Origin of the sequence: Paenibacillus wenxiniae (genome assembly GCF_039822605.1) — a bacterium.
GTDB classification, from domain to species: Bacteria; Bacillota; Bacilli; order Paenibacillales; family Paenibacillaceae; genus Saccharibacillus; species Saccharibacillus wenxiniae.
Window position 1 is genome coordinate 38,951 of the sequence record NZ_JBCGUH010000022.1, and the last position, 21,593, is coordinate 60,543.

At 44.8% G+C, this 21,593-nt stretch carries 21 protein-coding genes, 1 rRNA gene and 1 riboswitch; of the genes, 2 read left to right on the plus strand and 20 right to left on the minus strand.

The annotated features are described in order from the left end of the window. Positions 1 to 6: 6 nt before the first annotated feature. The 8 genes from purR to AAHF22_RS22430 form a co-directional block, all read right to left on the minus strand. The gene (purR, locus tag AAHF22_RS22395; RefSeq protein WP_347327212.1) at positions 7 to 843 is read right to left on the minus strand and encodes a pur operon repressor; all 837 of its coding nucleotides are present in this window, start codon (positions 841 to 843) and stop codon (positions 7 to 9) included. 176 nt (positions 844 to 1,019) lie between these two features. Beyond that, complete coding sequence (ispE, locus tag AAHF22_RS22400; protein ID WP_347327213.1) at positions 1,020 to 1,874, minus strand: 4-(cytidine 5'-diphospho)-2-C-methyl-D-erythritol kinase; 855 nt, start codon at positions 1,872 to 1,874, stop codon at positions 1,020 to 1,022. A gap of 218 nt (positions 1,875 to 2,092) precedes the next feature. Beyond that, positions 2,093 to 2,368, minus strand: coding sequence for a biofilm formation stimulator Veg (gene veg / locus AAHF22_RS22405; RefSeq protein WP_347327214.1), 276 nt, complete (start codon positions 2,366 to 2,368; stop codon positions 2,093 to 2,095). 130 nt (positions 2,369 to 2,498) lie between these two features. Continuing rightward, the gene (rsmA, locus tag AAHF22_RS22410) at positions 2,499 to 3,383 is read right to left on the minus strand and encodes a 16S rRNA (adenine(1518)-N(6)/adenine(1519)-N(6))-dimethyltransferase RsmA (protein WP_347327215.1); all 885 of its coding nucleotides are present in this window, start codon (positions 3,381 to 3,383) and stop codon (positions 2,499 to 2,501) included. Beyond that, a complete protein-coding gene (gene rnmV, locus AAHF22_RS22415) occupies positions 3,376 to 3,933 on the minus strand; it encodes a ribonuclease M5 (protein WP_347327216.1) in 558 nt (185 codons plus the stop codon). The genes rsmA and rnmV overlap by 8 nt, the downstream gene beginning before the upstream one ends. A gap of 207 nt (positions 3,934 to 4,140) precedes the next feature. Next, on the minus strand, positions 4,141 to 5,256 hold the full coding sequence (locus AAHF22_RS22420) for a resuscitation-promoting factor (RefSeq protein ID WP_347327217.1): 1,116 nt from the start codon (positions 5,254 to 5,256) through the stop codon (positions 4,141 to 4,143). Positions 5,257 to 5,573: 317 nt separating this feature from the next. Then, positions 5,574 to 5,808, minus strand: a riboswitch (cyclic di-AMP (ydaO/yuaA leader). Positions 5,809 to 6,003: 195 nt separating this feature from the next. Beyond that, the gene (locus AAHF22_RS22425; protein WP_347327218.1) at positions 6,004 to 6,771 is read right to left on the minus strand and encodes a TatD family hydrolase; all 768 of its coding nucleotides are present in this window, start codon (positions 6,769 to 6,771) and stop codon (positions 6,004 to 6,006) included. A gap of 71 nt (positions 6,772 to 6,842) precedes the next feature. Continuing rightward, positions 6,843 to 8,165: an HD domain-containing protein gene (locus tag AAHF22_RS22430; protein ID WP_347327219.1), complete on the minus strand. Its 1,323-nt coding sequence runs from the start codon at positions 8,163 to 8,165 to the stop codon at positions 6,843 to 6,845. 467 nt (positions 8,166 to 8,632) lie between these two features. Between AAHF22_RS22430 and AAHF22_RS22435 the strand changes: the two genes are divergently transcribed. Next, positions 8,633 to 8,887, plus strand: coding sequence for an AbrB/MazE/SpoVT family DNA-binding domain-containing protein (locus AAHF22_RS22435; protein WP_188778153.1), 255 nt, complete (start codon positions 8,633 to 8,635; stop codon positions 8,885 to 8,887). A 362-nt stretch (positions 8,888 to 9,249) separates the two neighbouring features. Here AAHF22_RS22435 and AAHF22_RS22440 read toward each other — a convergent pair whose 3' ends face one another. The 10 genes from AAHF22_RS22440 to AAHF22_RS22485 form a co-directional block, all read right to left on the minus strand. Beyond that, positions 9,250 to 9,714, minus strand: coding sequence for a DinB family protein (locus AAHF22_RS22440; protein WP_347327220.1), 465 nt, complete (start codon positions 9,712 to 9,714; stop codon positions 9,250 to 9,252). A 58-nt stretch (positions 9,715 to 9,772) separates the two neighbouring features. Beyond that, positions 9,773 to 10,678: a 16S rRNA (cytidine(1402)-2'-O)-methyltransferase gene (gene rsmI / locus AAHF22_RS22445; protein ID WP_347327221.1), complete on the minus strand. Its 906-nt coding sequence runs from the start codon at positions 10,676 to 10,678 to the stop codon at positions 9,773 to 9,775. Further along, positions 10,675 to 11,394 (minus strand): tRNA1(Val) (adenine(37)-N6)-methyltransferase, encoded by a 720-nt coding sequence (locus AAHF22_RS22450; protein WP_347327233.1) that lies wholly within the window; start codon positions 11,392 to 11,394, stop codon positions 10,675 to 10,677. The genes rsmI and AAHF22_RS22450 overlap by 4 nt, the downstream gene beginning before the upstream one ends. Positions 11,395 to 11,516: 122 nt before the next feature. Beyond that, the gene (yabA, locus tag AAHF22_RS22455; protein ID WP_347327222.1) at positions 11,517 to 11,900 is read right to left on the minus strand and encodes a DNA replication initiation control protein YabA; all 384 of its coding nucleotides are present in this window, start codon (positions 11,898 to 11,900) and stop codon (positions 11,517 to 11,519) included. 30 nt (positions 11,901 to 11,930) lie between these two features. Beyond that, complete coding sequence (locus AAHF22_RS22460) at positions 11,931 to 12,731, minus strand: PSP1 domain-containing protein (protein ID WP_347327223.1); 801 nt, start codon at positions 12,729 to 12,731, stop codon at positions 11,931 to 11,933. A gap of 298 nt (positions 12,732 to 13,029) precedes the next feature. After that, positions 13,030 to 14,004: a DNA polymerase III subunit delta' gene (gene holB, locus AAHF22_RS22465; RefSeq protein WP_347327224.1), complete on the minus strand. Its 975-nt coding sequence runs from the start codon at positions 14,002 to 14,004 to the stop codon at positions 13,030 to 13,032. A 24-nt stretch (positions 14,005 to 14,028) separates the two neighbouring features. Further along, the gene (locus tag AAHF22_RS22470; protein ID WP_347327225.1) at positions 14,029 to 14,472 is read right to left on the minus strand and encodes a YaaR family protein; all 444 of its coding nucleotides are present in this window, start codon (positions 14,470 to 14,472) and stop codon (positions 14,029 to 14,031) included. Positions 14,473 to 14,963: 491 nt separating this feature from the next. After that, the gene (darA, locus tag AAHF22_RS22475) at positions 14,964 to 15,293 is read right to left on the minus strand and encodes a cyclic di-AMP receptor DarA (RefSeq protein ID WP_188778160.1); all 330 of its coding nucleotides are present in this window, start codon (positions 15,291 to 15,293) and stop codon (positions 14,964 to 14,966) included. 383 nt (positions 15,294 to 15,676) lie between these two features. Then, the gene (gene tmk / locus AAHF22_RS22480; protein ID WP_347327226.1) at positions 15,677 to 16,348 is read right to left on the minus strand and encodes a dTMP kinase; all 672 of its coding nucleotides are present in this window, start codon (positions 16,346 to 16,348) and stop codon (positions 15,677 to 15,679) included. 126 nt (positions 16,349 to 16,474) lie between these two features. Beyond that, entirely contained in the window at positions 16,475 to 18,517 is a 2,043-nt protein-coding gene (locus AAHF22_RS22485) for an aminotransferase class I/II-fold pyridoxal phosphate-dependent enzyme (protein WP_347327227.1), read from the minus strand. 437 nt (positions 18,518 to 18,954) lie between these two features. Here AAHF22_RS22485 and AAHF22_RS22490 point away from each other — a divergent pair, with 437 nt between their 5' ends. Then, positions 18,955 to 19,479: a hypothetical protein gene (locus AAHF22_RS22490; protein ID WP_347327228.1), complete on the plus strand. Its 525-nt coding sequence runs from the start codon at positions 18,955 to 18,957 to the stop codon at positions 19,477 to 19,479. A gap of 619 nt (positions 19,480 to 20,098) precedes the next feature. Here AAHF22_RS22490 and AAHF22_RS22495 read toward each other — a convergent pair. Continuing rightward, a complete protein-coding gene (locus AAHF22_RS22495) occupies positions 20,099 to 20,794 on the minus strand; it encodes an SDR family oxidoreductase (RefSeq protein WP_371834098.1) in 696 nt (231 codons plus the stop codon). Between the two features lie 722 nt (positions 20,795 to 21,516). Continuing rightward, positions 21,517 to 21,593 (minus strand): 5S ribosomal RNA (rrf, locus tag AAHF22_RS23985); the annotation flags it as partial.

The window sequence follows — 21,593 nt, forward strand, 5'->3', positions numbered from 1 at the left end:
AATGATTCAAATACTCACATTTTCAAAGTAATTCCCCGGTTGAACCGTAATTTTCTTACTTTTAGCATCCACTTCGGTTAATTTAGCGAGCGATACATAATCTGCCCACAAACGATCTTCCACATCCACATTTCCGGATTCCAGCAATACGCCAACGCCAGCTACCGTCGCATTGAACTCATCCAGCAGATCGACCATCCCCTGAATCGTGCCGCCTGCTTTCATAAAATCATCGATAATGAGTACGCGCGACTTTTCTTTCAACGCGCGTCTGGACAATGTCATCGTATGCAGACTTTTATGTGAACCGGACACATAGTTAATGCTTACCGCTGATCCTTCAGTCATCTGATGATCACGCCGCACGAGTACGACCGGCAAATTCAACTGTGTACCTGTAGCATGCGCAAGTGGAATTCCTTTTGTCTCAACCGTCATGATCACATCGATCGGTGTGTCGGCAAAGACGGACGCAAAAATTTTACCGACTTCATTCAGGATAGCCGGCTGACCGAGCAGATCAGACATATAAATATAATTACCTGGCAGCAAACGATCCGGCTGTTCCATTTGCACGCACAGCTCGCTCATAAACGACAGTGCTTTCTCTCTCGACAGACGCGGAATGTACTTCACCCCACCGGCTGCGCCAGCCAGTGTCAGAAGCTCACCAATACCTTCTTCTTCAAAAACCTCTTTAATAATGGTCAGATCTTCACTGATCGATGATTTGGCCGCTCCGTACCGGTCAGCGAAGGTCGTTAATGGAATCAGCGTGTGCGGTCTTGAAGTCAAATACTGTGTCAGCTCCACCAGACGCGCGCTCCGTTTTAATTTTTTCACTTTAACTCCTCACCATCTACGAAAATTTACATTTATCTCCTAAAAAAATCCCAAATCCGAATAATTAAAGTGAATATAACATCTTTGTACGTGTTTGTAAAAGAAAATCGCAATCTTTTTCCAAATGTCTCCTCCATCATTGAAGGCTTTTGGAAAAAGATTGCGACCTGGACTTCTCAGGTTAACATACGCACTGCATACACTTCATGGCAAAATCCACGTAGCCCGTTGTAAATACGTGCTACCTTCGATTCTTTGGAAACAAGGCCGAATACCGTTGGCCCGCTACCCGACATCAACACACCGTCTGCACCCAGCTGCTGCATCGTCTGCTTGAGTTGCTGTACCTCTGGATAATGACTGAGCGTCACATCCTCCAGCACATTGCCCAGACCGCTACAGATCGCTTCAAACGATTGCTGTTCAATCGCCTGCTGCATTGCTGCTGCTGACGGATGCTGCTTGATCTGATCCGCTCTCAGACGTCCATAGACGCCAGCTGTGGATACATTGATCGGCGGCTTTGCCAGAATGACCCAGCAATCCGGCGGGCTTGGCAGTGGCGTCAGCCGTTCGCCACGCCCTGTCGCCAGCGCTGTACCGCCTGTAATACAAAATGGAACATCTGAGCCAATCGAAGCACCCAGTTCCATCATATCCTCATGAGGAATATCCAGCTTCCACAGTCGATTTAATCCACGCAGGGCAGCCGCTGCATCGCTGCTACCTCCTGCTAGGCCGGCGGCAACCGGAATCTGCTTGTCGATATGAATGTGCACGCCCTGGCGAATGCCGTAACGCTCCTTGATCTTACTCGCAGCCTGATAGGCTAAATTTTTATCATCCAGAGGGATGTAACCAGCCTGACTGGATATTTTGATCGTATGACCGGGCAACTCCGTAATCGTTAACCGATCGGCGAGATCGACCATCGTCATGATCATCTCTACCTCGTGGTACCCGTCCGGGCGTTTGTGCAGCACATCCAGCATCAGATTTATTTTGGCTGGCGCTTTTTCATATAGCTTCATGAGGTTCCTCCACCTTCAACATTCCGTCCGTTCTTATGGTTACTGTATCCGCTTATGGTGATGAACAGTTGTCCATCTATCCTACGCAAATTACAGGTAGCTATGTATAGCCACGAATACTCCAATTATAGAAAAAATGAATTGCAAAGTCTATTCACAAAGCAAAACAGTCTCTACCCCCGCAGGAGATAAAGACTGCCTTATCATAAAACAGTTATTCAATTCCCTGCATACTCGATGCTTGTATGGGAATCATCCTCGCAAACTGTGATTTCAACCGAGTCGGTTAATACGTCTGCGTAGCTGTAAGACACTCGTTCAAAAGTTTGATGCTCATCATCAAGCTTAACAGTAAAAACAGAAGGGTAGGTTTCTTCCAAAATTCCGGTACGTTCAATGGTCTTTTTCCGACCACCGTGTGCGCGCAATGTAATTTTGTGCCCTACATGAGCATCAAGATTGCGTTTGATTTCGGTAAGCGCATTGTTAGCCATGCTCACAACCACCTCTTTTCCTACTCCCTATTGTAACAAAAAGGAAAAGAAATGTCAATCAAATATTAAATTATGCTACACAAAATTTATTTTGTCAATGATTTTTTTGTGGAATGCTAAAAAGCTAACTTTATCGAATGCCTGCTGCCAAAAATACGTCACTCAAACGTCCGTATTCTTCGATGCTGAGCGTTTCTCCGCGACGGGATGGCTCGATGCCTGCCTGCGCTAGAAGCTGCTCCAGCTGCTGGCGATCGCTACCGCTGAAATAGCGTGTTTTCAAGTTGTTGGCAATCGTTTTACGGCGTTGTACAAAGCACGCCTGCATCAGCTCGAAGAAATGCTGCTCGTCCTGTACTTGTACCGGTGGCTCTTCACGTAGCTTCAGGCGAATGACCGCCGATTCAACATTAGGCTGTGGAATAAACACCGTTTTCGGCACGATACATACAAGCTCAGGTATACAGTAATATTGCACAGCAATGCTCAAGCTGCCATAATCTTTGCCGCCCGGCGCAGCTGCCATACGCTGTGCCACTTCCTTCTGAATCATCACGACGATATTATCCAGCGGCAGCTTCTCTTCCAGCAGCTTCATCAGAATCGGTGTGGTGACATAATACGGCAAATTGGCAACGACACTCACCTTCTCCACTTCCGCAAAATCCTCGCGGAACAGCTCCTGCAAGTCCACCTTAAGCACATCACCATGACGCACATGCACATTGTCGTATGCGCCCAGCGAGTCCCGCAAAATGGGCAGCAGGCGTTGATCAATCTCCACCGCGGTCACATTGTGCGCCTGACGTGCCAGACGCTCTGTTAATGCACCGATTCCCGGTCCGATTTCTAATGCACCCCGTTGTTCATTCAAATCGGCTGCATCGACAATTTTATTCAAAATATTACTATCGATCAAAAAGTTCTGTCCCAGACTCTTTTTAAACGAAAAGCCATGTTTATTAATAATCTCCTTCGTCCGTCCCGGCGTAGCGATATCGTGTCTGTCATTCATTGGATTGCTGTTCCTCCGCTTCAAGTTGTGAAAGTGCTGCCGCGAATTCTTCACGGGTGATCCCAAATATACGCAGCCGTTTATAAAACTGCTTGCCGTTGCCATAACCGATCCCGAGCAGATTGCCCATTTTCATCCGGCGTGCCGCAGCCTGTTTATGAATAACGAGTCCGGTCGTGATCAGATCATCCCAGTCGATCAGTGTTTCTGCTTCTGGCATTTCGGTATGCACACGCGCCAGAGCAGCTCGAATCGATTCAGGCGAGGCATTTTCCACACCGATATCGCCTTTTAGCGTCGCTTCGCTTTCCGGTATAAAGGCATGCTTACAGCCCGGAACCTTTTGCGAGACGATTTTACGTATCCGCTCTCCGGCATGATCCGGATCGGTCAAAATAATAACGCCTCTGCGCTCCTGTGCCAAACGTACACGACGAATAACGTGCGGCCCGATCGCCGAGCCACCGGTTTCGATCGTATCGGCTTCCACTGCACGCTTGATCGCTACCGTATCATCCCGTCCCTCTACAACAATGACTTCTTTAATCAATGGATGGTACGCTTCCCTTCTGGATCGGGGGCATACAGATCCCTTTTCCCCTCGATCGTATTCATATTGTCCTTAGTATAACAAAACAACAAACAAAAAGAAGGGGAATCATCCCCTTCTCCGGTTGGTTCATATACGCTCGTGGTTAATAATGCTTATATCCTATAACAGTCCTGCCAGCACAGGCAACCGATTTGTACCGTGATCTTACGGCTTTACCGGACCGATCACATAGACCGTATAACCGGTCTTGCGTCCGAATGCTCTTGCCTGGCTCAGGCTATCAATATATACGTCAATCTTATTGCCGTTAATGGCGCTGCCGGTATCTTCCGCACGGCGGTAGCCGATGCCTTCGATGTATACCCACCATCCCATTGGGATGACGCTAGGATCTACAGCAATCGTGCGTCCTTCTGTCACTCGCGTGCCAGATGCAGTACGTGTACCCAGCCCTGGTTCCTGAGAGGAGTAGGCGGTCAGCATCACATTATTTAATACTTTGGCATAAGAGAAGTTTTTGTCGGAATCGGAACTGGACGAGTCCGAGCTAACCGATTCGCTCACTACTACAGCTTTCGGTTCCTCTTTTTTCGTACCAATCGCTACGATTTTGTCTTTCACTTCAGCGGTGGTCTTTTTCTTGACCATTTGCTTGGAGACGAATTCGCCGTCTTCAAACACTTTTTCGATATACTGGACTACTTTACCATTTTGACCTTCTTGAATAACTTTGGTTTTGCCTTTTAGCAAATCGCCGTCGTTCTTTTTGATCGTTTGGTAAGGGAGTTCCACGACCTGTTTGCTTGTAATCGAAGTGGTTCTCGTTACCCGAATGTCCATATCCGGCTTCACGGCTGCTTCGACAGGGGGGTCCAGTTTATCTCTGGAACCGAGTTTGATGTTAAGCTGATCCAGTGCACTACCAACCGTTTTGGCTGTTGTGTACACCTGTTTGATTTCTCCGTCAGCGCGAAGATTTACAGCAACCGCATGGTTAATGTATACCTTGTCGCCATCCTGGATTGCTCCGTTCATAGACATTGATACTTTATCCTGGGGTGCTACTTGAATATTTTGTTCAGCCAGCAAATCGGATAGCTGTAGCTTATGGGTCTCGACCATTTGAGCTTTGCCATCAATAACGACATAAATATTTTTGCTTGCCTGCATGTACATGAGCCAGAGTGCCATGGCAATAACCACAACAACTGCCAGCGAAGTGAGCAGTACAGAGCGTAGATTTTTTTGCTTCCAACGCAGCGCGTAAGACATGCTGGATGAGCGTGAACCATGGGTTTCTTTGAAAGGAGCAATTCCCACTTCTTCCGTCCTCCTTACATAGTCTCGCCGTCTTGCTATAAAGAAACTGTATAATAGACGCGACTATATCAGAATTTCCACAGGCGTTAAAATGATCACGATGAAATACCAGCGCATTGCGGTACTTCGTTCTAGTTGAAAGATGCCTGCGCCATGGTCAGTCCTAGCGGCATACCGATCCCCGATAGTGAAAACCGGGTCTTCTCTTTTTCACTTACTTCCTTTTGCACAAAACAAAAAAGCCTAGGGAAAAGTGCAAGAGCAACTCTTCCGTGGCTTCCCGACATTGTACGTCCAATGGAAACTTAGAAAATGAGAGGTTGCCTCTGCATCGCTTACGAGGTTAGCTGTCGGGTTCGGATAAGCACTACTGCGTGTAGCTGGTACCCTGTGAGACGTCCTTCGCTCATGGCGCAAGTAGCCTCAATTCACCCCAAAGACCCTGTATTAGGAATCACACAATCTGTCTTCCGGTATTGCTGGTTTAAAGTGAATGAAGACAGCTGTTGGTTCCCCCGTTCTCCTATGTAGGAAACTCAGCGAGACCGAATCATGGAATCTCGTGTATGAACACGAAGATTAAATCACTGATGAAATGATATCCCGAACACAACCTCACTGTAAAGCGAGAGGCAACTCCGTTTTTCTTAAAAAGTAGTTAAAAACTTGTAACATTTCTGCATTTTTTCGTTAAAATTCATTCATATATCGGAATAGCTCGGTTTTTTAGTGGTTTTGCTCTCGATTTCACCGAATGCCAAATAATGCCAACGCATTTTTTGTAGTAATTTCACTAATTTCTTCCAGACTTACCCCTTTAAGCTCGGCGGCTGTCTCTGCGACCAAACGCACATATCCAGACTCATTTCTTTTCCCACGATTAGGATGTGGAGTCAAATAAGGGGAGTCTGTTTCCAACAATAAACGATCCATTGGAACTTGCTTTAGCACCTCTTTTGGCTGCTTCGCATTTTTGAAGGTGATCGGTCCGCCAAACGAAATATGGAAGCCCATATCGAGGCACATTTGCGCCGTTTCCCAGCTGCCAGAAAACGCATGCATAATGCCGCCCACTTCGCTTGCCTTTTCCTCCCGCAAAATCCGAACAATATCTTCATGCGCTTCCCGATTATGAATGACAATCGGCATCTTTAGCTCGCGTGCCAATCCGATTTGTTCCCGCAATACGCGATGTTGAATATCTTTTGGCGATTTATCCCAGTGATAATCCAATCCAATTTCACCGATCGCGACTACTTTTTCATGACTGCATAAAGATGCAATCCATTCCAGATCACCTGGCTGCATCGTGATCGCTTCCACTGGATGCCAGCCGACTGCCGCATAAATAAAATCATATTCCTCTACTAATTGCATCGTCGTCGGAATCGTCTCACGGTCAAATCCGATATTCACCATTCGAGTGACCCCATTATTGTAGGCACGCTCGATCACTTCTTTGCGATCCTCATCAAAATCTTTGGAATCCAAATGTGTATGTGTATCAAATAACATAAGGTACATTCTCCTTTACACGCTTTTTTGCATAATACTTATTTAACTTTTTTATTGGCTTCATACATTTTTTATATTTCAAACTCCATTTGAGCAGGTCCCAGCTTGTCTTCGAAAATGTCCGCTACATGCGGTGACAGCTTGTGTTTTACCCTTTCCAGCTTCTCTTGTGGAAAATACAGATGATACCGGCCACGATGGATACCGCTGATCGATCGCACGATATCGGATACCTCCGATATTTCCTGTACTTTGTTTTGACGATCCAGCAGCAAAATCTGTTTTTCTTTTTTCGGATCACCCGGACGGAAAACATCATACGGCAAATCGGTCGGGAAATCGATTTCCAGATCATACTGTGGATGCAATCCTGCCGCTTCAAATTCATGACGAATCTGATCGATCATATCCAGGTCAATTAATTCGGTTTCTACATATTTATATAACCGCCGCTCCATAAAGCGTGTACACACATCAGCGAGAATTTCGTCCTTTTCAAGCGTCCACTGCATAAATGTCGTTTGCACCAGCGCTTCGTCCAGCAGCAAATATTCTTTTACATTTAATTCATTTCGGAACAAGGCAGGCAAAGGATGTGGTAAAAATGTGAAATTGTAGCCGCTATTGAACAGTTCTTTTGCCCGCTGAAAAATATGACGCAATACGATATCCGAGCTGCGTGTCACCGGATGGAAATACACCTGCCAGTACATCTGATAGCGTGACATCAAATAGTCTTCAATCGCGTGCATACCGGATTCTTTGACGACGACACGTCCATTATGCGGGCGTAGCACACGAATGATGCGATCCATATCGATCGTCCCGTAATTCACACCTGTAAAATATGCATCACGTAGCAAATAATCCATCCGATCCGCATCAAGTGGACTGGACACCAGATTAACGACGACCGCCTTCTCATAATCTTTACGAATGACCGCAGCGACCTTTTCCGAGAAGCCAGATTCCACTTCCTCCAGCACACGATGAATTTCAGTATCTTCTAATAAGATGCGACACGTCCATTCCTCATGGTTCATTTCAAATGCTTCTTCTATAGAATGGGAAAACGGTCCATGCCCCAGATCATGCAGCAAAGCCGCACAGAGCGCCACCATACGTTCCTCACTTGGCCAATCCTCGTATCCACTGCGCTCAAATTGAGAAATGATACGCCGTGTAATTTCATATACACCGAGCGAATGCGAAAAGCGGCTATGCTCCGCACCGTGAAACGTCAGATACGATGTACCCAGCTGACGAATGCGGCGCAGTCGCTGAAATTCCGGGGTGTTGATCAATGTCCAGATTAATCGATCCTGGACGTGAATATAATTATGAACAGGGTCCTTGAATACTTTTTCCTCATCCAAAGGCTGTAGCGGTTTCATACATAACGCTCCTTTGCAAAACTTGATTCCCGTATTTTGAATCGTATAAAATAGAATTATGTCAATTATGTCGAACAGTGTCGTTATATGATCAGCAATGATTTCCAAATCGACAAATCCTGTATTCACTTATCATATCGTAAAAATATGTCCAAAAACCCCTTAGCAACGAAATTTTTTTAAAATTTCATGCTGAAATAGGCAATTTCATGCAATTTTTATGTTGACTGATTTGGGAAACGTTGGTATTATGAATATCATAAAAGATAGAACTTTGTCGAAAGATGACATTTAAAACATGAATGCTTGTTCAATAATTGCATCCTGGCATTAACCAGTTAGAGAAGTATAGTAGCTGATCGTATAGCTCACTTCATTTCTGTAGATCGGGAACAGCCGTTACGAACTCTATTTAACAAGCGAACTTAACGACTATTATAAAAACACATTTGAGAGGATTGATTATCATGATGAAATCAACTGGTATTGTAAGAAAAGTAGACGAGCTGGGCCGCGTTGTCATTCCGATCGAACTGCGCCGTACACTGGGTATTGGTGAAAAAGACGCTCTGGAAATTTATGTTGACGGCGAGCGCATCATGCTGAAAAAATACGAGCCAGCTTGCATCTTCTGCGGTAATGCTGAGAACGTAACGTACTTCAAAGGCAAAATCGTTTGTAACGATTGCATCTCCGAAATTCCAGTTCCTGTGACAAAATAATTAAAATAAGCTATAATGGAACGAACACCATAAATTTTATTAATTCTAACCTTTTTATATCTCCTTGAACCTTTATCCGACATTGTTCGGGTAAAGGTATTTTTTTGCTTTCTGTTATTGTTTTCTCTATCTGACATTATACCGATTTTCACATACTAATCCAATGTAGCACTAAAAAAGGAACCCGAGCGATCGCTCCAGTTCCTTTTTTTCAACTCTAATCCATGCCCATAATGGGCAATCCTGATCGAGTTTCTTCTATATAATATATAGGTCGCTTGGCGATGATTCGATCCGTTCTCTCGTATCTTATAAATCAGAATATATACAAAAAACGCAGATGCCAAAGCGGTTAACCCTGCTCAAATCATTTCGATACGTTCATTACCAAAAATTTGGCGGAAATGATGGATCATATGCTCAATATAATCATTAGCAAGCCAGGCTAATGTTACCTTTTCTCCAGAAGCTAATATACCTTCTTTTGTATAATGGTTTTCTGGAATCTGTGCCAAAATATTAGAAATCTGCATATTCAGATGGAACCAGAGCTGAATAATGCGATTGGCATCATAACTATTTTGATAATCGTTAATTTCTACCCAGCGAACTTGATGATATCCCTCAAGTTGAATCGGATGCTCAGACAAAGCGATTTTGACAAAACGCATATAATTATTCATTGCTGAATCACATAGATGACCGACAATTTCTTTTTTAGACCATTTCGTAACATGAACCTTAGCGCTAAATTCATCTTCAGGAATACGATTCAATTCGTTCTGAACACGCAATACCAGCTGCTGAAGTCTCTCGCTATCATTCATGGAAAAGCCCCATCCATTGGTGTAAAGTCAGTGGGTCACACAGCCACCTGCCAGCGCTCTACTCGTCCAGCAATACCTGATAAATATCACGCTTCGACAGTTGACGATCTTTCGCCGCACGCTTCATGGCATCTTTACGTGATAGCTGCTCGGTCTGCTCATAATGCGCAACATGCTCGGCAATCGACAACGTTTGCCACCATTCATTCGCTTCGGCAATCGCTTCTTCCTGTGGTTGTCCTTCCAGCACGATACAGTACTCGCCCAGTGGTGGATGCTCTTCCAGCCATGCCAGCGCTTCTTCGACTGAAGATCGCAGCCATTCCTCATGCCGTTTGGTCAATTCACGTGCCAGCACGATTCGGCGGTTACCGACATGCTCCAGAATCGCTTGCAACGTTTTGATAATTCGATGCGGAGATTCATACAATAACAGCGTGCCTTCCGCTGCACGTGCCCCTTGTAATATGTCTGCTTGTCCACGATGATCACGTGGTAGAAAGCCGATAAAGGTAAACCGATTGGTCGACAGTCCTGATGCGATCAGCGCGGACAACGCCGCATTCGCTCCTGGAATCGGCACAATCGCAATCCCCTGCTCTACAGCCAGCTGTACCAGCTCCTGACCGGGATCCGAAATGGCAGGCAAGCCCGCGTCGCTAATTAGCGCCAGATTTTGCCCTTCCGCAATCAAACGAATCAGCTCTGGTCCGCTATTATGCTTGTTATGCTCATGATAACTGACTAATTTACGCGGCGTAATCTCAAAATGATTCAAAAGCTTGCGGCTTTGCCGTGTATCCTCGGCAGCGATAATATCACATTCCTGCAAAGTGCGTACCGCGCGGTACGTCATATCCTCCAGATTACCAATCGGGGTGGCGACCAGATACAATGTACCTGGTGTTGGTTCATGCGATGGCTCTGATGCAGCGGCAAAGCTTTTTTGTACCTGTATGCTCATAACGACTCCTTTTGCCCGTAATAAATATCCATAATTTCCGGCACATATTCATTCTGGTCATTGTAAACGATCAATGGCGGCAGTACACGCGCTTCCGGCTTGCCACCGCGCATGCCCTCAACGAGTATCATATTAGCTTCCATGTGCCGACGTGGATGAACAAATCGAATCCGTTTCGGCTCTACGCCATACTGACGCATCATAAGCATAATATCGACCAGACGATGCGGACGATGGACCATTCCCAGCTTACCGCCATTTTTAAGTAGACCGGCAGCGGTGCGCACCACGTCCTCCAGCGTACAACCGATCTCATGACGTGCCATCGCCTGATGCCTATTCAGCTTCACTTCATTCCCGTTCATTGGCATATACGGTGGATTCACCGTTACAGCATCATACGTACCATGCTCACCCTGTAACGGTAATTCCTTCAGATCCTGATTGCGGATCGTAATCTGTGACTGTAGTTCGTTGATCCTTACGCTGCGTTCTGCCATATTCGCCAGTCGCTCCTGAATCTCCACTCCTTCAATAGACGCCGCGGTACGCGTGCTAAGCAAGATCGGAATGACGCCATTGCCGGTGCACAGATCCATCACCTTGCCGCGTGGTGGAACCGCTATAAAGCGTGCCAGTAATACCGCATCCATGGAGAAGCTAAACACCTCAGGGCTTTGAATAATATGCAGCCTGTGGGTCAACAGATCGTCCATCCGCTCGCCAGGCTGTAGCCATTCCAAATACTGCTCATGCTTGTTGTTTTGTTCCACTTTCCCGGTTTCCCCTCTACATCGATAAAGCCGCAGACCAGGTGCATCTGCGGCTTTGTTTCGTATTATTCGGATTTGTTCAAAAATGACAGACAGAACAGACAGTCGCCTTCCGTACGCAGATGGCCATAGTATACATTGCAGATATGAAATCCTTCATGATACAGCCGGGCGAGATTGTCATAACCTTCTCCAACCACTTCCGGATACGGATGATTATGCAGATCCGAATCAGCCAGTATTTCAACCGCCTGAGCATTAGTCAGCTCCGGCTCGCCAGGTACTTCTTTTTTCAGTACACGACGCAGCTGTTCATTTTCAATCGTCAGGCGCTGGTTTTCTTCCAATAGTTCCTTCACTGCCAGCTTGAGCCTTCCCATATCCCCGTGCATATGGTTCATCTGTGTCTCCAGTTCATGAATATACTCAAAAAGATTTTTCTTTTCCAAGTTTCCACCTCAAACGCAGCCTTAGACGGTTTACTTCACCACGACCTCATCGAACGGCAGCTCCTTGACCTTGCTAATTTCGAAGATCTGAACATGTACCGTACGAGAACCCGCATTAATGCCTACAACCTTGCCTTCACCGAGCGAGGTCACGACAAATTTACCGACAGCCGGGAGTTCTTCCTTTATACTTTCATAATTGTCATGCTCAAACTTGAGACAGCACATCAGACGTCCGCACAGACCCGAGATTTTGGTCGGATTCAGTGACAGACTCTGGTCTTTGGCCATTTTGATCGATACCGGTTCAAAATCGCCCAACCACGATGAGCAGCACAGAATGCGTCCACATGGGCCAATACCGCCCAGCATTTTCGCTTCATCACGCACACCGATCTGACGCAGCTCGATCCGAGTACGGAAAATGCTTGCCAGATCCTTTACCAGCTCACGGAAATCGACGCGTCCTTCTGCTGTAAAATAGAAAATGATCTTATTGCGATCAAATGTATACTCGACATCGACCAGTTTCATCTTGAGCTGATGATCTTTGATCTTTTTGAGACATGTCGCAAATGCATTTTTGGCTGCTGTCCGGTTTTCCTCTACGATCCGTGCATCATCTTGCCCGGCGATGCGGATTACCTTTTTGAGTGGCAGCACCACATCGTCTTCCTTCACCTGCTTGCGTCCAATGACGACCTTGCCATATTCTATACCTCTTGCCGTCTCTACAATAACATGCTCTTCGCTATCGATTGCAAAATCGAGCGGATCAAAATAATATATTTTACCCGCTTTTTTGAAGCGGACACCTACTACGTTATACAAAAGAAAAGCCTCCTCATTTGCCAATACCGCTCCTACGGATGCAAAAACGATACAAACAATAACTTCTACGGTGTATACGCAAATTTTGAGTGAGCCGCTATCAATCAGCTCCTGTCCTCATTCGTCTAAATCCCATATTTGAGCTACATACGGCCATTCATTCGAACAGGCAGAAAAGCTTGCGTACACACCGGATTTGCACGGACATGGCGTATTTCGAAAAAGTCATTGCTCTTTCATTCGATGTTCTTCCGCTTGATGTATACTGTCCGTCCTATATAGAAGTTGCTTCTATACCTTAGCCGCTTACCCCGATGAGAAATTGCTCCATACATAACTGCCCGTTCACGTTCGAGCGGAGCATTTTCTTGCATTCGGCAGCAAGCGCCATACAGGAAATCCAATGTTGCATGCTGCGGGTGTGAGCCACCTTGGAGAGAGACTCTAACTGATCTATAAAAACGATACTTTCGTTCTGGCCAATCTGAATATAAATCAGATCTTTGAACCATAAATGAAAAAGGTCAAATACCTGATCCACATGATCACCCAGTCCGCCTTTAAATATCTTCTGTTGTGCGGTAATCAGGCTCATACTGCCCCTGGAGGCAGACTCCTTCCCTAATTGTAACACTACGTTTCTAATTTCTGCAAACCAATTCTCGGCGAGCAGCTTCCGGCATTCTTCCGGGTCAGAAACGAGATGAACCGCACAGCGAACAAGCGGTAACGGGTAATTTTCATCCGCCAGTAGCTGAATCATTTGCTTCGGATCGACAGCGGTAAACAGCACCGGCTGCGTCCGCGAACGAATCGTTGGCAAAATCGACTGTACATTATCTGTCAGCAGCATCGCAACCGCAGGAGCTGGCGGTTCTTCCAAAAATTTCAGCAGACTGTTAGCGGCTTGCACCGTCATTTTGTCGGCATCTTGAATAATGTAGATTTTGCGGTTCCCCGCTTCCGAACGATATGAAAAAATCCGCTGTAGCTCGCGGATCTGATCGATTTTGATCGAGCTGCCATCCGGCTCTACCAGCAAAAAATCCGGATGATTGCCATGCTCCATCTTCCGGCACTCAATGCAATGACCGCACGCATCCTCGCCCTTTTCCAGACAGACGAGTGCTTTGGCAAAGTGAAGTGCCATCTTCAATTGCCCACTACCTGCCGGTCCATGAAACAGATAGGCATGGGATATTTTTTGCTGACGAAGCCCATTTTGTAACACTTTTTTGGCAGTTTCCTGCCCTATAATTTCTTGAAAAGACATACTGCCTCCTTCATTCTGAAGCACTTAATACAGCAAATTGACCAGCATACCGCGAATCTCGCCCATGCGTTGCAGCAGTTCAATGCGGCCTTCCTCACTGCTGAGCAGCTCTTCAGCCATACCAAGCAGCGCGGAATCGACTTCATCCAGCAGCTTGTATTTGCGACTGCGTCCACGACGGTCAAAGCTTTGCGTATCTTTTAGCTTCACTCCGCGGCGTACCGTATCCTCCAAAAAGCGCTTCACCAGCATCTGGTAAGCTTTCAGCTCACGCAGTGTCATCGATTTCGCAAGACGATCGCCTTGAAGCTGAATCGCTTTGAATTGACGCTGAATTTCGTCATGCGTCGCCTGACTACCGTGGTTTTGCAGCACATCCGAGAAGTTCTTTTGCTGCACGACTTTGGCTGGCGTCTCCGACATGACCGAATTACTTTTTAACGGAGGATAACCGGGATTGATTTTCATTATGATCTTCCTCTCCATATACCGAATCTATATACTGATACTCGCCATCATCGACTTGCTCTACAGGGCATGCTAATCATGGGAGTCAACCGAGCAGCACAATAGGAACCGAACGCTGCAAACGAAACGTTCCCTAATCTATTATTGATCTGTTCTATCATCAATCTGTAAAAGCCTCTATAATCAGTATCGTTCAAAATGAAGGTTTTGCGAATAGGAAAATAAAAAAATCCGCTCTATTCTTCAAATTTTATCTATTTTACTGCTCTATAATAAAGATGGACCGGTCCCATAATGGTACCCGATCCTTCGGTTCATTCTATTATACTATTAAATCAGCGATTTGATTCATCAAATTACAAACTCGTCTCACTTTTTCGCCGGGGCTTATGCTGTGCCACTCGTACATATTGATATTAGCAATCGTTTGAGTCGCACAGCATCTGTCTCACCGACCAGCGAATAGCCTGACAGCTATCGTGAAGCTTGACTTAGAAATGCTCGAAGCGTTCAACAGGCATTACGAATACCGTAGCTCCACCCACCTGTACTTCGACTGGCAATGGCAAATACGAATCGGTCGTTCCACTCATTGGTGTTACTGGTGTAACGAGCTGCTCACGAATTTTGCAGCTGTTGCGAATGACTTCCAGAACCGCTTCGATCTGGCTATCATCCACACCAATCATGAATGTGGTATTACCGGCACGTAGAAATCCGCCTGTACTTGCCAGCTTGGTCGCACGGAAATTGGCTTTTACCAGTTCTCCGGACAGACGATTGCTGTCTTTATCCTGCACGATCGCTATAATTAGTTTCATCGTTATAGCCTCCTTTAGCAAAATTCAACCAATGCCTCTATTTCTTATTTGACATAACCCGTGAAATATCCTCTAATTGCGTTGGTGTTAATGGAACAATATTGAAATGGGGATACGTAAACTTAGGTGTGAGCATCCTACAAGCTGGGAAGGAATACGGAGATGAAGTCACTACAATCAGTAACATATTTTGCTTCGCAAAATTACTTTCTATGAAAACTCTTGTTAGCAGATCACTCGTAACATGAATCGTCTTCTTCCCTTGTTGCTCACATTATATAATTGAAGTACATACGCCCAACTTCCAACATACTATGCTATAAAAGCTGGTCTTTTCTTGACCAATGATCTTACTCTATATTACCCTAATTCAGCCTGCTAACTCACTCTGTTGTTGAGGATTGGGATAACCAGCCATCGATCAAATGATCCAGCTGCTCGCGAAGATCTGCAAATACCGCTTCTGGAGACTGTTCCCCATTGATAATCGTAAAACGTTCCGGGTATTCAGCAATCAACGCCTGGTAACCATCATAAACACGGTGATGGAAATCGATCGCTTCCAGATCCAGACGATTGATCTCGCGATCGGTCGTTTTCGCCATAATGCGCTGCAAACCGACCTCTGGCTTCACTTCGATATACAGATTCATATCTGCCCAGTATTCTTTGCCTTCTATCTCAATCGCCATCCGATTAATATCGAGCACTGCTTTACCCAATTGGCGCCCATGCCCCTGATACGCCAGCGATGACATTACATACCGATCACAGATGACCAACTGACCTGCCTCCAGCGCTGGCAGTACCTTTTGCATCAGATGCTCACGTCGTGCACTTGCATACAGCAGACATTCCGTCAGTCCGCTCATCTGATTATCCACATTGAGAATGACACTGCGAATCTGCTCCGATACCGGAATGCCGCCTGGTTCTCGTGTCGATAAAAAGGGGATTTGACGTTCGTTTAAATATTGAACAATTTGCTGTAGTTGACTTGTTTTGCCGCTCCCATCCATCCCTTCAATCGCGATAAATAATCCTTTTGCTGTCATACCTTCATTCCTGCTTTCTATACATAATCAACCCTATATCATTGTATAGTGTTCCCTAATCTTCGTACCCATGTTCATAGGCTAGACGCATACCATCACAATCACATACGTTATCACATACTTTGATTATGACACATCAGGTGCAGTTGCGCGATGGATATCACCGCGATAGACACGGATCGATTCCAGCGAAGCATCGGCAGCGCCTTGTATTTTCATACGATGCTGACGCACTTGTAATAGGCGTGTATGCACGTCAGCACTGATGATTTCTCCCGCATACAGCACCGGAATGCCCGGCGGATAAGGGATAACCATCTCCGCGCATACCCGTCCTGCCGCCTGCTCTAGTGGAATCGATTCGATCTGTTGCTGTGCGACCGGTTTTAATTGAAAAGGTACAGGCTCCGATACGAGTGAGCCTGCCTGGCTGTATTCCAGGTTGTCTACTCTAGTAAAATCGGAACTACCCGAAGCAACAGCATCCGATTGCGATTCTGACCAGCTCACCGAAGGTTGTGCTATTTTTGACCGGGATAAGTGATTCGATTGTACATACTTATAGGCGTCGACTGCTGTATCCGCAGCAATAGCCCGCAATGCATCCAGCAAACGGGTTGCATCCTCCATCTGCGAGCCGAGACTGAACACCAGCACGACATAGCGTTCGTCACTCATCTCCGGTATACAACCATATCGTTCAAGCTGCTGCTGCAATTGCTGCCCGGATAAATATCCGGTACGATCATACAGCACAACTTTAAACGGATCTTGGTCTATCTTTTGATCTATCTTTTGATCTATCTTTTGATCTATCTTTTGATCTACTTTTTGAGCTACTTTTTGAGCTACTTTTTGAGCTATAGTTTTACCGATCTTTCTATCGATCTGTTCATGCAATGGATCATGTCGGGATTCGTCCAATATGATCTCATCTTTAAAATCTTTTTTATATGTGTCCAAACCATCCGTAAGCGCAGACACAAATGATTCCGTACATTCCTCATTTACAATCGCAAAACGTTTCCTAGCAGCATTTTCACTCATCGCACCTATCGCACCTATCGCACCTATCGCACCTATCGGATCAATCGCACGCATAGCATTATAATCAGAATTTCCATTCATCTGTTCATTCAAGTCAACTTCCCCATGTAATGAAGGAAAATGACTCCCAATCGACGCCATATGCTCCACTACATAATCACGAGCAGCCAATCCCTGCTCGAATAGATCACTGCCCACAGCATCCAGCCAGTAACGGCTCAGATCAAGTGAAGCCATAATCGGATAAGATGGACTGGAGCTTTGAATCATCGCGAGACGCTGTCGGACAAGTTCGCGGTCCAGCAGTTTTCCCTGTACATGTAACATCGCCCCCATCGTCATCGCAGACAGCATTTTATGGGTAGACTGTACAACGCCGTCTGCTCCAGCCGATAGGGCACTCTGTGGAAAGCGAGGATGATGTCCATAATGTGCTCCATGTGCTTCATCCACCAGTAAAGGAATCCCCTGCTCATGACAATATTCAGCAATAGCGGATAGATCACGACCCATGCCATAATAATTAGGCGACGTTAATAGCACAGCACGTGCCTGCGGATAGCGTTCTACTGCCTGCTGAACGGTCATTGTTGATGGAACGACAGCAAGTCCGCTCTTCTCATCCATCTCCGGTGTCAAAAACACCGCCTGTGCTCCTGCCAGCATTAAGCCATGAATAACCGATTTATGTACATTACGCTGTACAATAATCAGATCGCCGGGCTGCTGACAGACAGATAATAGTAAAGCAAGATTACCGGATGTACTACCTCCAACAAGCCAGTACGTTTCTTCTGCTCCAAAACAGCGTGCGGCAAGCTTCTGCCCCTCCTGAATTACACCCTCAGGATGGTGCAGATCATCCGTACCTTCAATTTCCGTCACATCCAAACGTAACAATTCTCGTATATAATCCATAGACAGAGTGTTCATTGCATGCTGGATCGGCAATTCATAGGCTGCTCCATTTTTATGTCCGGGCACATGATAGCTTCGATCACCAGATTGAGCGTATTGAATAAGCCGCTCGTATAAAGGCGCACGCACGCCACATTGGATAGAATCAGAGTCATACCGGTGCTCAGAAGACGGTAGTTGCTGATTAAATTTATTATTATTCATAATACTCCTGTTATTATTCACATAAATTTATTGTAGATTACATCGTATCCTTATTATAATTATAACAGAGCCGCAATTGAACGATGGCGTACTATACAATTCATATTGATCTATGCAACTATAGTTAATGTGTAAGTGTTTATTTTAATGTATCCGTCATTAATCTCACATCCCTAAAATAACCACTCTATCGCTAAATGTCTGCATATATCTGCCTGAACGTATGAATGCAATCACAGTCCGAACAGAAATGGTTCTAAAGTTCCTCTTCTATACCATGTCAAAAACCGATATACATAAGGGATACTGTTCTCTTACGCACACAGTTATATGCAAACGATTTTATACATACCTCTAAGCTCCATTCATGGCTCACTGCAATACTGCACATATGCCATATGTATTTCATCATTCATCGGAAAGGTGGCCCCTCCTCTATGGCAGTAGAGCCGCAACAAAATGCAACTTTCTACCAATACAAGCTGATCAAAAAATGGAATATTACTCGACTCTGGTTTTGGACGTATCTCCTTCTGCCTCTCATCGCACTTGTAGCGGAAGTTTACTTCTTTTCATGGGAAAGTATCGGCTTCTGGCTATTATCATTCCCACTGGTACTCTGGATTCAATTCGTCATCTCACGCTCCGTCTTAATTATGACCGTCAACCATCTACGCAAAAAATGGCGTTTCCAATTTCAGTATCCCTGGATCGGCTACTTGCCTGATCAACATATGAGCTATTCCACATTCCGACGTGTGCTGTTGCATACAACATGGATCGGATTATGTTTTACGGCTGTATTATTCATGTGGCTACCTGTTTCCTTTTCCGTTTCGCTCGTCGTCTGGCATGTCTGGTTATGCTTGCCTCGCCTGCTCATCTTGCTTCGCCTGTTCCGACAGCGCAAAGACGGTATGGTTAAACTAAGCAAGGAAGATGTATCCTACTACATTAGTTGATCCGTGATTAGCGAAGGCGACCGAATGACTTGACTGAGGCGAAATATAGTAATCAGAGTAAGTGCACGTAAACATAACTATAACTATAAACGCAAACCTGAACTATAAATTTAAAAGGTAATTCTAAAAGGTAAATCGAAAATACAAACCCAAAGTGCAAACCTAAAATGCAAATCCAAAACAGGACATTCTATTCTCCCTCAAGCTAAAGTTACACGAATCTTTCTTTTTTCAGATGTGAGTTGAACAATAGCTATAGCAAAACTCAGCCCATTTTGATAAAAACAAAAAGCGTCTTTAAGATGGTAAACATATTACTATCGTTAGTGAATATACTAAATGAATAGTCAACCTCTAAAAATCGATAGTAAGTAAGATCAAACCACATCCAGTAACTACAGAACTATATCATTATAAAATATAGTATTATCAAAATTAAAAAGCTGACCTCTACATTCAAGGTCAGCTTTTTGTATTTATTTGTATTTCTTTGTATTTCTTTGTATTTCTTTGTATTGTTTCGTACTGCTTCGTACTGCTTCGTACTGCTTCGTATTACTTCGTAGTGCTTTCTTTTCCATTCATCAGTAACACTTTGTCATACACCTATTCAAAACAACTATCGTATAAATCCACCTTCGGAGTTCATAATCTGACCTGTAATCCACTCAGCTTCTTCACTCGCTAAAAAGGCTACCAAACGTGCCGCATCATTCGGTGTTCCGATCCGTCCCATTGGAAATTGAGGCAAAAGATATTCCCGCACCTCATCATTCATCCATGTCGAATCCGTCGGCCCAGGATTTACCGCATTCACTGTAATCCTCAAAGGCGCTAGCTCACGAGACAATGAGCGTGTAAAGGCAGAAATAGCCCCTTTTGTCGCTACATAAGCTAATTCACCAGGCATAGGCGCCAAATCCTGTCCAGATGTGAGATTAATAATTCTGCCGTAAGGCAGATCGGCTTTCGCAAACGCACGTGCAAATTCAGCACATAGCAGAAAAGTCGATCTCATATTTACAGCATAATGGTCATCCAATGCCTTCACATCAAGTGATATATAGTCGTTGTTCGTACTATACGCAGCATTGTTAATCAAAATAGTAGGCTGTCCCAATTGCTTCATAACCTCAGCATAAAGTTCTATTGCAGCAGTCGAAGCCGACAAATCAATCTCCATATACGCACAACGTACACCCAGATCAATTATCTCTTGCCGCAACACTTCCGGCCATTCCACATCTGCATTCCAACAGGTAAAAAAGATATCAACCCCCGCCGAAGCCAATTTTCTGCAAAATGCCGTACCCATATCCCTTGTACTGCTCGCTCCTGTAATTAAAGCAATTTTACGTGGTGTATCCTTGTCTGGTGTATTCTGGTGTAGTGTATTCTGCTGTAGTGTATCCTTACTATGTATGCTGCTCATTATATAACCTCCTTGTATGATTGAAATTGTAAACGTATACAAATCTTCAATCTCATTCTATACGCAGACTTCAACTCACCTTATGATCACTATACCATTCATTCATGCTGTTATGATGATCAATATATTATTCATGTATGCCAAGCTCAATATGCTATTCTTACTCACATAGTAGTCCCACTAACTATACGTATAGGTTATATAAAACACAATAGTACAAGAATACATCCATTATCTATGAAAAATATGCCTGCTTAGATAATAAAATGTCCTCTCTTCGAGAAAGAATCAACCAAATGAAAGAAGAAAAGGCAGATCACTATAAGGAGAGTCAAAATACATAAGATAAATAGGAACGTTTAGGAATCCCTTTATCTCTCTAAATAACCAACTAAACATCCATATATCAAACGTATAAATCAGATCTTATATAACCCTACCCCGTATTCTTCTTCAACAAACCGTCTCCCTCTAAAGACGTCTCTAATGATATTAAGACAACTAGACTAAAAACAGCCCTACCCAGACAACCGTGCCAACAAATTATACCAAAAATCCATAACAAAAAAGACACGATCTATACAGATCGTGTCTCTCTTTCATTGGCTTGGCGACGTCCTACTCTCCCAGGACCCTGCGGTCCAAGTACCATTGGCGCTGGAGGGCTTAACGGTCGTGTTCG